The following is a 12,719-nucleotide window of genomic DNA, read 5'->3' on the forward strand; positions in this document are numbered from 1 at the left end:
CATTAGACCCTGTACAGAATTATGAAACCAATTAATTCATCCGTCTTGATCTGCGTTTATCTGCGTTTATCTGCGTTTATATAGCGATCGCAGAGGAAATTATCAAAAATTCTGAATTGATGAAAAGTTCCTTGTCTGGTAATAGTTCCACATAACCACTAACAATATTTTCTGTCTCTACCCCTACCACATCAAAATCTTGTAACTGCATCCAATGTAATACTTCTTTGACATCAGCATCAACCGACACAGCCTTGAGAGGTTCGGCTACATATTCTATAGTGATACTTTTCTCAAATAGGCCGCGTAAATCTTGCGAGCGTGATTTTAGCTGTTTCATCTACCCTGAGAAATAAAATAAATATTAGCAAAATTAGTATTTCATAAAACTCCCTACCATAACTGTTCTTTAGATTCATCTTTGTCAAAGTAGGAAGAACTTTTCCACTATAGTTTAATTTTTGATACAGTATTAATGCTGAATGTAATATAACGCAATTATTTTCCATGTCAACACAAAAACCATCTGTTAGTCTCATTCGGGCTAAATCCTACGAACAGGAAGCTTTAAAAGAATCCTTAGAAACACTGCTAGAACCTTTAGGGGGTATGGCTGCTTTTGTGAAACCAGGAAACCGCGTTTTACTCAAACCCAACCTGCTCACAGGTTCTCGTCCTACTAAAGAATGCACCACCAGACCAGAATTAGTGCGTGCTGTTGCCGAAATGGTAATTGCAGTGGGTGGAAATCCATTTTTAGGAGATAGTCCCGCTTTTGGTAGTGCTAAAGGTGTGGCCATAGCGAATGGTTTATTACCAATTTTAGAAGAACTAAAATTACCACTGGTGGAATTTCACGGGAAACGTTATCAAACCGTCAACGACAATTTTAATCACTTGCTTTTATCGAAAGAAGCAATGGAAGCAGACGTGATTATTAATCTGCCTAAAGTTAAATCTCATATGCAATTAACCCTAACTTTAGGAGTTAAAAATCTCTTTGGTTGTGTTCCTGGGAAAATGAAAGCTTGGTGGCACATGGAAGCTGGTAAAGATGCTAACAAATTTGGAGAAATGTTAGTAGAAACTGCCAGAGCAATTAATCCAACTTTAACAATTTTAGATGGAATTATTGGTCATGAAGGTAATGGACCAAGTGGGGGAGAACCTAGGAAATTAGAAATTCTAGCAGCTGCGAGTAATGTATTTGCTTTAGATAGAGCAATGTTAGAAATTCTCCAAGTTGCACCCGCACAAGTTCCCACAGTTGCAGCTTCCCAAAGATTGGGAATATGTCCAGAATTAAGTGATATTCACTTTCCGAATTTATCACCCGATTTATTACAAATTACAGATTGGCAATTACCCGAAAAGTTAATGCCCATAGATTTTGCCATGCCGCGTGTGATTAAGTCTACTTTTAGGCATCTTTACATCAGGTTTATCAAAGAACCTATGAGCGCTTATACTGGAGGACGCTTGTAAGGTAAAGTATGGGCAGGGAGTAAATTCCCTGTCTAAACCCATTGATTCTACCAAGTAGGTGTGATACCATCTCACTTAAGTCATTTGTATGTAAATATGAATCTATCTAACCAAATACTGAAAAATAATTCTGCTATTTTCTCAGTTACGGTATCAACATTTGTATTTTTTGTAGCATTGATTTCCGTGCAAGCGGAAAAACTTGAGGACGCTGCCCAACAAACTACAGTACAAATTAATAGTGAAGGTAATGACTCGCCCGGCGGCTCAGGTGTAATTATTGACAAAAAAGGAAAAATTTACACCGTTCTAACGGCTAATCATGTTGTATGTGATGCCATACAGGGACGCAAACCAGTTACCTGTAGCACGGGCATTAATTACACAATTCATACTTATAATGGCAAAGATTATCCCATTAAAGACCGTCAAATATTCCAAAAAAATCCGAAAGACCCAGATTTAGCTATAGTTACCTTTGAAGCTCAGGAAAACTATCCTGTCGCTGCTTTAGGAAATTCTGAGGAGATAAAAATTGGGGCAGAGATTAAAGTCACCGGATTTCCCAGTATTTTTGGTAATAAAGGCAAGGATAGAACATATACCGTCACACCGGGTACAGTAGTCACTTTCAATCCTGGAGCGGTCAACGGTTACAGATTAGTATACAATGCTACTACCTTTGTTGGTAACAGTGGTGGACCTGTATTTGATGGTAATGGTAGAGTTATTGGTATTCACGGACTAGCAGATGCAGATGGCGGAGATGACAATGATTCTGGTCAGTCAGAAACAAGAGTCAGACGAAAACCAATCACACCTGTGAAAAAGCCAAAAATTGGACAACAGGAAACGGGAACTTCTGGACAGGGAAAAACGGGATTTAATGCGGCAATTCCGATTAATATCTTTTTCTCCCTCACTGGTCAGAAACCTCCTACTGGGGGTGAGATTCCACCAAAAAAAGCCAGAGAAAAGAAAGAAATAGAAGTAGCAACCAGAGGGAATACTGGAAACTTTCCCGCTAGTATGGACAAATTGGAAAAATTATTATCTCAAGGTGATTGGAAAGGGGCTGACGAGGAAACAAAGTCTCTAATGCTGGAGATTAGCCAAGCTTCTGGATCACTCAATGATAAGGCAATTTCTCGATTGTCCTGCGGAAATTTAAGTGCTATTAATCAAATTTGGCAAACTCAAAGTCAAGGTCGCTTTGGTTTTTCTGCACAAGCACAAAAATGGAAGAGTTTATTTGGTAATAAATTTGAACCAACTAACGAGCATTTTGAAGATTTTGCTACTGATTTAGGCTGGCGTTATCGAGGTAGATATTTATCTAATAATCAGCTTAAATACTCTTTAGATGCGCCTAAAGGATATCTCCCTAGAGCATTTTTAGATGGACCTGTTTGGGGAAATTTCATTGCGTATTTTGATGGTTGTAAGATAAAGTAATTTCATACCTAGATGAATCTGCATACAATTTGAAAAGCATAAAACTATTGCTTATTAATTGCTGCGGGTATATATAGCTATAAATTGAGCCAAGCTTACTAACCTCATAGTTCAATCCGGTTCAATATCAAGAATTGAACTCAACAATCCAAGTTAATATCCTTCGTTAACTGAAGCTTATTGACTAAATACAGCGGTTTCCGCTCTTATGAGGTACAAAGTTGAATCATGAAACTCTTGTAGTGCGGGCATACTATGGCTAACGCCACGCTGCGCTATCGACAAGCTCAGTACAAGTCTTGCCCGCTAGATATGTACCTTATAACACCGGGAAGTGCTGTAACCTACAAATTCTTTACTTTATGGTGAGAAAAATGTCAAAGAGAACTCGCTGCATATCCTATTTGATGAAGATTGTTGTATTGTCCACTCCATTAGTATTCATGCAATCCTTGCCGAGTTGGGGACAATCTGCTCCTGCTGCACCTGAGATTGGGTTTGAAGTTGAGGGACAATCAGAACTTAATCAAATAGTTTTGCCTTTGTTTAAATATGTGGGTGAATGTCCTAGTGCTACAACTTATATAAGTGACACTAAAGCTTGGTTTACATCCTCAAGTGAACCACCAAAAAATGGCAGGAGAGTAATTATCAGAAACATTTCCCGGGGAATGTCTCCTGATAATTTCCCATACACTGATCGAGATTATAGTAAAGGGAGAGGCTCAGAGTCCACCAAAATAAGTATCGGGACTCGGCATAGTGGTAGTGCATTTGTTGTGAAAAGAGATGCCAATGAATTTGAATATGAGATTAGACAAGATAATTCAGTAGTTGAGAGGGGACAATTTTCTTCATTTGTCCGTGGAAGTTCTACTGTGTCAGAAATTCCTAGAGAACAAGTAGAGGTTGATAAAGGATACTGTGCAGAAAAAGGTAGCGGCTTTTTGGGTTTCTTATCTTGTAAAAATTGGGTAGAAAACAAAGTTAAAGAGTGTCCGAAAGACTAATATCTTATTGAACTAATTAGAGATTACGGAATCAACCTAAAACTTGCTTGTAGAGACGTTCCATGGAACGTCTCTATATTTTTGTGCCGATATGTCTAATAACTTATCTAGCCAGTTTAAGTTGTAAATTTAGCAATGGTAGGCAAAAGACAAGCAATTTTTTCATAAATTATTGAGGACTGCTATAATTTCCTCACTATAATGGGATTTAATTTTAGCTGCTTAATCAATGATCCCCGTATCGCTTTAGTATAGGTTGGTGTTAGCCATATTTCTCGCTACCCTATTAAATGAAATGACAACACAAAACTCTAAAACTCAGAACTGCTGTTGAATACAACGCCCATGAATCAACTGAACAATGGTTTTACAATATTTCTCAGTCTACTAGTGGAGGCGATGCCATTTTTACTGCTGGGTGTATTTTTATCCAGTCTATTACTATTATTTGTCGATGAAAGTAAATTGGTGGAGAAAATGCCCAGAAATCCCCTATTGGGGGCTTTATTTGGCAGTATGATCGGCTTTTTGTTTCCAGTTTGTGAGTGCGGTAATGTGCCTGTGGCCAGACGGCTATTGATGCAGGGAGTACCCACACCAGTAGCGATTGGCTTTTTATTAGCAGCGCCAACAATTAACCCCATTGTGATTTGGTCAACTTGGACTGCATTCCGCGATCAACCAGAAATAGTAGTGTTAAGAGTGGTATTTTCCCTAGCCATTGCCACTATTATTGGTTTTATCTTCAGCTTTCAACCGGATTTAGTTCCCTTTCTGCAACCATCAATCGCCCGTTATCTTAAATTTAACCCCCCAGCACCACCGAAAACAAACCGCAGGGGACGACAATCTCAAGTACAACCCCAAACTAATACACCGAGTTTATTGCAATCAGGAACATATATTCTTGGTGGCACAACGGGAGCGTCGAAACGCATAGATGATAGTTACAGTGAAGTCGCTGCAATTTCTAACTTCAGTAAACCCTTATCAGAGAAACTCCGCTCCCTATTAGATAATATTATCCAAGAACTCCGGGAATTAGGCGGAGTCATGGTATTAGGCAGTGCGATCGCCGCCGCTACCCAAGTTTTAGCCCCCCGTGACCTGATTATTAGTCTTGGGGCTGGGCCAATTAGCTCGATTTTAGCCATGCTAGTATTAGCAGCAGTTGTATCAATATGCTCTACAGTTGATGCCTTTTTTGCCCTGTCTTTTGCTTCCACCTTTACTAGCGGGTCATTGTTAGCATTTCTAGTCTTTGGACCGATGATTGATATTAAAGGTATTGGTTTAATGCTCTCAATTTTTAAGCCAAAAGCCTTGATATATCTGTTTTTATTAGCTGGACAATTGACACTTTTATTCACCCTATTTCTGAATCTGCACGTGATCTGAATCAAGATTGGGTCTCTTTTGAGCAAAATTTTCTTTTTTCCCCCTCAAATGTGGGGTGTGAGGTATGGGGTTTAAATCCTGGGAAGGTGGGAATATAGTAATTGGAGATTGAAAAAAAGGTAGTCGGTAATTTTCTAAAATAATTTCTGTTCCCCCTTCCCTCCTCCCTATTCCCTCTTACCTATTCCTTATGATACCTAAATAACTTTAATGCTAAATTCCCAAACTAAAGCCCCAAATAAATTCATCCCTTGGCTAGATGTATTAGCCATTACAGCTTGGGGTATTCTGATGTTGAAATATTGGCTAACGGGCAAACTCTACTTATTGATTCACCCGGATTTCTTTTGGTTAGTAGTTGTCGCCGGCATAGCCTTATTAATCATTGGTTTCTCTAAGGGATTGCAACTGTGGAAACACCGTCACATTCCCCAAATACCTAGTGCTGGGCATATTAATTTGTTTCCCCCTGGTTGGGGCAGTTTCCTGTTACTAACAACGGCAATTTTAGGATTAATGATTACACCTCGTGTCTTTGCGAGTCAAACAGCCCTAGATCGGGGTGTGACTGAATCAACAGGTGCTAGTCGCACTCAACCCCAGGCATTTCGGGCTACAGTTCGCCCAGAAGAGCGATCGCTTGTAGATTGGGTCCGCACATTGAATGTCTATCCCGAACCGGACGCATACACAGGGCAAAAGGCAAAAGTCCAGGGATTTGTGATTCATCAACCTAACGTCAGTGAAGAATATATATTTTTAGCCAGATTTGTTCTCAGTTGTTGTGCCGCAGACGCTTATCCCGTGGGATTACCAGTCCAAATATCTGGATCACGTCAACAGTACCCCCCTGATACATGGTTAGAAATAGAAGGACAAATGACAACACAAACTGTCGGAGAGAAACGCCAACTCACTATCAAAGCCAACTCCCTGAAAAAAATTCCCCAACCTCAAAATCCTTACAGTTATTAGTCAGTGGTCAGTTGTTAGTTGTTAGTTGTCAGTTGTTCCCTAATCTAAAATCCAAAATCTAAAATCCAAAATCTAAAATTGTTAGATGAACAAATCCTATAAACTTATTCAACCCTTAGACGGAATTGCGATCGCTGTCATGCTCCTACTGAGTGTGTTGATTGGGTTAATTATCTGGAAAGGTGATGTAGTCAAACCTATGGTTCGCACCTTTACCTGGGAAAATCAACAAATTGGCGCAGAGGATCTCTCCTTCTCCCTCACCTTTAGTCGGCCAATGGACTCCAAAAGCATCGAGGAGAATTTAAAAATAGATCCACCTCTAGCCGGTAAAACCAGTTGGGCTGGCAGAAGAATGGTGTACACACTCCTTACCCCAGCCCCCTACGGCACAAACTACCAAGTCAAACTAGAAAAAGGTCAAGATAAATATTCTCAAGCGGAAGGGAAAAACCGCGTCATGCAGCCCTTTACAGGTAGCTTTTCTACCCGCAATCGCGTCATCCTTTATATTGGCTCGGCAGCAGAAATCCAAGGGCAGTTGGTACTTTATAATTTAACCCAAGAACAAAAAAAAGTTCTTACCCCCAAAGACTTAATTGTGATGGATTTTGAACCATTCCCCAATGGTGAAAAAATCCTCTTCTCGGCTCGTTCTGCTAAAAATCCTGATTTACTTTCCGCCCAACTTTATACAGTCAGCACAGGTATTTCTAGTCAAATTGGGACAGAAATAGCCGCCGCAGGGAAAGTTGACCTAATTTTAGATAACAAAGAATATCAAAATCTCAAATTTGACCTTTCAGCCGATGGCAAAATTATTGTTATTCAAAGAGGTAAACGCGATAATTCCGGTGATTTTGCTCTCTGGTACTTATCAACCAGCAATGATAATTCCGCCGAAAAACCCACGCCAAAACGGTTACAAGGGCAGCCTGGTGGAGATTTTCTGATTACACCCGATAGCAAAGCCGTAGCAGTTTCCCAAGGACAGGGGACAGCAATTGTATCTTTAGACGGTGATAGCAACAAACCTCTCGATTTTCTGCCTCAATTTGGCTTAGTCCAAGCCTTCTCCAAAGACGGTTCACAGGCAGCAATGGTCAAATTTAATACTGATTATACGCGAGATTTGTTTTTAGTCACCAACCAAGGTGTACAAAAACAATTATTAAAAACTACAGGCTCAATTCTTAGCTGTCAGTTTGATCCGGCTTCCCCTAGTCTTTACTGTTTAGTTACCCAACTTATTTCTAAAGAACAATACATAGAACAACCTTACTTGGTATCCATTGACTTGAAAACAGGCAAGCAAAAACCATTGTTACTCTTGCCTCCGGCTCAACGCAATGTCCAAACCAGTTTAGCACCTGACGGTTTAGGCTTCTTATTTGACCAAGTAGTTCCCATTGCCAATAACACCACACCATTACCCGCAAACACCTTAAAAACTGATGATGGTGAACCCATTGCTAGTAGTAGTCTCTGGTTAATGCCCATGCTACCTATAGCTGATAATACCAATATTGACATTAAACCAGAACAACTACCTCTCATGGGCTTTCATCCCCATTGGCTACCTTAATTAATTGACAATTGACAATTGACAATTGACAATTATTAATTATCAACTGTCAATTTTTATTTGTGTAAATAACTGATAACGGCTACGTATTTGTGGATAATAATAATATGACCGTGACAAATTTACCTATTATAAAGCTAACGCCACGCTATCGGCCAACTACAGATTGTCAATGTGAAACCGTAGTTATGGAAAAATTGGAAGACAGTAACCAACAAGACTGGATTGCAGAACCTAATATTGATCAACAAGCACAGATCAACTTAGAATTTCAGCAATTACTCAAGTTAAATACAGAATTAACTACAGCTAATAATCATCTCTATGCTCAGGTAGAGCAGTTAAAAACCGAATTAGCTGAAGCCGAAAAGATTTTGCAATGGCACAAAACCCGGTCTAGTGTGACGGAATCTATGTTTAACCAACAAAATCAAGAACTTTCCGCTGGTCAAGAACAAATTCATTCCCTGTATCAGCAGTTAGAAAATGCTGTCCAAACAGTTCAACAACAAGAAATTTGTATTGAAAATTATCAAGCTAATTTGCAAATTAGCCAACAGCGGTTAGCGCATTTGGAAAGAGAATGTTCTCTTTTGCAAGCTAACTACAGTCAAGAGTCTCAACAGTTATTACACTCGGAAAATACTTGTCGTGAATTGCGGTCTCGGCTAATGCGTCAACAACGACAAACTATGCAGTTTAAATCGGCTTTGGAAAAATGTCTAGATACTCCCATTCCTAGCCATGAAAATTTAGAAGATCATATCCATCATCCCCATGATGTGATTCACAAACAAACGCGATTCTCCAGAAAAGCCCGGTCTTTGTTTCCCAACGCTCAACCTATTCGACCTTGGACAGGGGAGACAGATTCTGTGAATGAGTCTGTAAATAATTCCTGGGTTAAGTCTACAGTGACAACTTCTGAAAATTATCCCCATGATCCAGAACCAGTAATCTCTCAGCCTACACAAGTTGATGAATCAACAACTCCATCAACAACTGAAGATGATTCTGGAGTATTATCCCTAGACCAGCAATTAGAAGGGATAATTCATCGGTTTTTTATTACACCATCATCTGACACAACGGAGGAGGGAACCCAGGCAAAAGTAAATATTCATCAAGGTGATATATCTATTTTAGAAACTTTAGTATCTACTTCGGAAAATTATGCACAACCAGAAATAATAATTAAACAGGATTTGCCGATAGAAATTGATCCTTATGGTACTACTGAAAATTCTGGAAAGGAAGATTTTTCACTATCACTAATAGAGGAATTTCCAATTATTTCCACCGCTCTTAGCCATCAGATCAATACTGTGGAAATGGAAGATTATTGGTTGGATATTTCCCCGACAACGGAATCAAATTTACCAATTGATGATGTTTTGCCAAAGTTATTGGATGAAAATACATCTGACCATAAATCGCCTTCACCATTGATTTATCCCCAACGACCACCCAAGGGACGCAAATCTTTAGCATCTGTAGAACTACCGAATTTTCAACCCAAGCACAAGTAGCTTTTTTTGGTGATAACCCACCTTTCGCACCCTAAACTGTCACACAAGGAAAATTGGTCGTTGGGAAATTTGGGACTAGCGAAATGCTTACAGCAGCACTTCGCTATAGCTATTTGAAATTTTCACATTTTTGTATAAAAATCATCCTTTTAAGTATTGAAAAATCCGGCGTTGCTGAATTGAGGTATGAAATTCCCAAATTGAACCTTTAAAACTCTTATACTGCAAACGGTTCATAGTTTAACCAAATATGAAACCCCTCTGGTAAACCTCTCCCCGCAACGGGGAGAGGCTTTGAACCTTGTTCTTTGTATGATAAAAAAGTCCAGCTTCTAGCCGTTTTGAGTATACCTTTGCGTCTTTGCGTCTTTGCGTGAGACTAAAATTCATACCCTTAATCAGCAACGCCAAAAATCCGAAATTACCGATTGTGATACCATTGTGATACCAAGGGTGCGGAAGGTGGGTTCTAAATCAAACCTTTTATCCGAGGATTGTTCAAAAACTCCTGACTATCTTTTATCAACTTGTCACCCCAATTATTCTCTTTTAGAAACTCTATCTTCCCAAAACGTTTATGTAATTTTAAAGCCGTTTCTCCCGATTTCAAACCCGCTTCTTTATCGCCTCTGGCATACAAAGCTATACCTAAAGCTAGATGTGCTTCTGCAAAATTGCTATTGATTTTTATCGCAGTTCGCCAATGATTAATTGCTGTTTCTAGTTCTCCCATTTCGTAGGAAACTATACCTAAATTAGTGTATGCTTCAGGAAATTCAGGTTTGATTTTAATGGCTTGATTCCAATCACTTATTGCTTGTTGGTAATCTTTGAATTTATAGTTTGCAAAACCTCTACTGTAGTAGTAATCAGCATTTTCCGGGTCAAGTTTAATTGCTTGGGTGTAATCATTAATTGCTTGTTTGTAGTCTTTTAATTGTAAATAAGCATTACCCATTGCTGAATAAGCAAGAGTCAAATCAGGCTTAAATTTAATGGCTTGAGAGTAATCATCAATCGCTTGTTTATAGTCTTTCAATTGAAAGTAAGCATCACCCCTAGCACTATAGTATGTTGCATTTTCAGGGTCAATTTTAATGACTTGATTCCAATCATTAATTGCTTGTTTGTAGTCTTTTAATTGAGAGTAAGCAAAACCCCTACCACCATAGTATGTTGCATTTTTAGGATCAAGTTGAATGGCTTGAGTATAATCAGCTATGGCTTGTTTGTAGTCTTTTAATTGAAGGTAAGTCGTACCCCTAAGATGATAGTATGTTGCCTTTTTAGGGTCAATTTTAATGGCTTGAGTTAAATCATCAATCGCCTGTTTGTATTCTTTCAGGAAAGAGTAAATACCACCACGAAAAGCATAATACTCGGCATTTTGAGAATCAATTTTAATGGCTTGAGTGTAATCATCAATTGCCAGTTTGTATTCTTTTAATTCATAGTAAGTAACACCCCTAGTTGCGTAAGCTTTACTCATTAAGCCAGTGTAACCACTAAGCAAGCCTTTATTATCTTTAAATTCAGAGTATCTGAGACCTTGCATAGTGTATGGTGCATTTTTAGGGTCACGACGAATAGTTTCTGTTAAATCAGATATAGCTTGTTTATAGTCTTTTAAGTTTGAGTAAATACTACCCCGCAAGGAGTAGTAGATTGCATCTTTAGGGTCAAGTTGAATGGCTTGAGTTAAATCAGCTATGGCTTGTTTATAGTCTTTTAATATTGAGTAAATACCACCCCGCAAGGAGTAGGATCTTGCATCTTTAGGGTCAACTTGAATGGCTTGAGTGTAATCATCAATCGCTTGTTTGTAGTCGTTTAATCTAAAGTAAGCATTACCCCTCACTAAATAGTATGTTGCATCTTTAGGGTCAAGTTGAATGGCTTGAGTTGAATCAGCTATGCTTTGTTTGTAGTCTTTCAACATCAAGTAAGCATTACCTCTGCTAATGTAGTATAAAGCATCATTATGGTCAAGTTGAATGGCTTGATTATAATCAGCTATGGCTTGTTTGTATTCTTCTAATTGTCCGTAATACAAACCCCTTAGATTGTAATAGCTAGCGTCTTTAGGGTCAAGTTGAATGAACTGAGTAAAATCAGCTATGCCTTGTCGATATTTTTTTAACTCTCCATAGGACAAACCACGCCCAGAATAAGCCGATTTAAACAGAGGATCAATTTTAATAGCTTGATTATAAGCCTCAATTGCTTCAGGAAACCGCTTTAAGTAACGAAGCGTGAAACCTCGCAGGAAGTAAAGAGCAAATTGATTAGGACTTAGAGCAATGGCTTTGTCAAAAGATGTTAAGGCTTCGGAGTATTTATCTAATCTAAGCAGCACTCTACCCCGCTGTTTCCAAGCTTGAGCAAAGTTGGGATTAATTTTAAGAGCTTTATCAAAAGCAGCAATAGATTCTGGATATTTTTCCTCTCTACGAAATATCATCCCCTTGAAATACCAAGCTTGATAAAAATCCGGTTTTTTCCCAATCGCTTTATCAACAGCTTTTCTCGCTTCTGCATATTTTTGAGAACGCCATAGTTGATTGGCATAATTTAGCCATGATATTTCATCATCGCTATTTTTAGGAACTTCATCCAATGGTAATAAATATTCACTGATTACATCCTCTTCCGATTTTTTCAGTGTAGCTGGTGCAGTAGTTTCAACTTTTAAATCTGAATCTATTCCTACCTGTTGAACCAAATTTAAAAATGTTCTAATGGGAATACCAGAACTACTACCTAAATTGATTTTACCATCAAAATCGAGTGATATTTCACCTTCCACTCTGCCATGAATACCAATTAATCTTCCTTGGGTATCTAAAACCGCACCGCCACTCATTCCTCCCTTAGTAATATTACTATAAAGTAGATCATAACCATCACTTAAAACAGTTTGTATTCGCACAGGTATCAGAGAACTTTGATTATTGAAACTTAGATAAGTAGTGAACTTAATGCTTTGTTGTTCACTCAAAACTCCCGCTGTTAAAATCCGGTGAGGTTTGTTTTTATTTTGTTGTTTATTACCAGGAAAACCAGAAACAAACACTTTTTGATCTTTAGTATTTAAACTATAATTTGCTAAAGTTGCAACTTGATATTTTTGATTACTGGTAAATTGAACAACGGCTAAATCAACTCCAGGCATTCTTTTCGCATTGCTGATATTTATAGCATATCTTTGATTAAGTAGGTCGGCGTTAAAAAATCAATCTATGTAACGAAATATAAATTAACGAATACCTTATAAATAGGGTG

8 protein-coding genes and 1 pseudogene are annotated in these 12,719 nt (G+C 38.4%); 7 read left to right on the forward strand and 2 right to left on the reverse strand.

The window, feature by feature from the left end:
• Positions 1 to 145: 145 nt before the first annotated feature.
• A pseudogene (locus tag BMF77_RS06475) lies at positions 146 to 340 on the reverse strand (hypothetical protein); the annotation flags it as partial.
• Positions 341 to 507: 167 nt separating this feature from the next.
• On the opposite strand from BMF77_RS06475, the gene BMF77_RS06480 reads away from it, so the two are divergent.
• From BMF77_RS06480 to BMF77_RS06510, 7 genes are all read left to right on the forward strand, one after another.
• Complete coding sequence (locus BMF77_RS06480; RefSeq protein ID WP_148761555.1) at positions 508 to 1,485, forward strand: DUF362 domain-containing protein; 978 nt, start codon at positions 508 to 510, stop codon at positions 1,483 to 1,485.
• A 96-nt stretch (positions 1,486 to 1,581) separates the two neighbouring features.
• Positions 1,582 to 2,940, forward strand: a complete 1,359-nt coding sequence (locus BMF77_RS06485; RefSeq protein WP_148761557.1) for a GUN4 domain-containing protein — start codon at positions 1,582 to 1,584, stop codon at positions 2,938 to 2,940.
• Positions 2,941 to 3,383: 443 nt separating this feature from the next.
• On the forward strand, positions 3,384 to 3,950 hold the full coding sequence (locus tag BMF77_RS06490) for a hypothetical protein (RefSeq protein ID WP_148279064.1): 567 nt from the start codon (positions 3,384 to 3,386) through the stop codon (positions 3,948 to 3,950).
• A gap of 345 nt (positions 3,951 to 4,295) precedes the next feature.
• Complete coding sequence (locus tag BMF77_RS06495) at positions 4,296 to 5,348, forward strand: permease (RefSeq protein ID WP_015080940.1); 1,053 nt, start codon at positions 4,296 to 4,298, stop codon at positions 5,346 to 5,348.
• A gap of 210 nt (positions 5,349 to 5,558) precedes the next feature.
• Positions 5,559 to 6,323, forward strand: a complete 765-nt coding sequence (locus BMF77_RS06500) for a TIGR03943 family protein (protein ID WP_148761559.1) — start codon at positions 5,559 to 5,561, stop codon at positions 6,321 to 6,323.
• 85 nt (positions 6,324 to 6,408) lie between these two features.
• Complete coding sequence (locus BMF77_RS06505; RefSeq protein WP_148761561.1) at positions 6,409 to 7,908, forward strand: Ig-like domain-containing protein; 1,500 nt, start codon at positions 6,409 to 6,411, stop codon at positions 7,906 to 7,908.
• A gap of 107 nt (positions 7,909 to 8,015) precedes the next feature.
• Positions 8,016 to 9,437 (forward strand): hypothetical protein, encoded by a 1,422-nt coding sequence (locus BMF77_RS06510; RefSeq protein ID WP_168204410.1) that lies wholly within the window; start codon positions 8,016 to 8,018, stop codon positions 9,435 to 9,437.
• Positions 9,438 to 9,906: 469 nt separating this feature from the next.
• Here the strand turns inward: BMF77_RS06510 and BMF77_RS06515 are convergent, their stop codons facing one another.
• A complete protein-coding gene (locus BMF77_RS06515; RefSeq protein WP_148761565.1) occupies positions 9,907 to 12,609 on the reverse strand; it encodes a serine protease in 2,703 nt (900 codons plus the stop codon).
• Between the last annotated feature and the right edge of the window lie 110 nt (positions 12,610 to 12,719).

The organism is Dolichospermum sp. UHCC 0315A, assembly GCF_008121535.1.
In the GTDB taxonomy this organism is placed as follows: domain Bacteria; phylum Cyanobacteriota; class Cyanobacteriia; order Cyanobacteriales; family Nostocaceae; genus Dolichospermum; species Dolichospermum lemmermannii.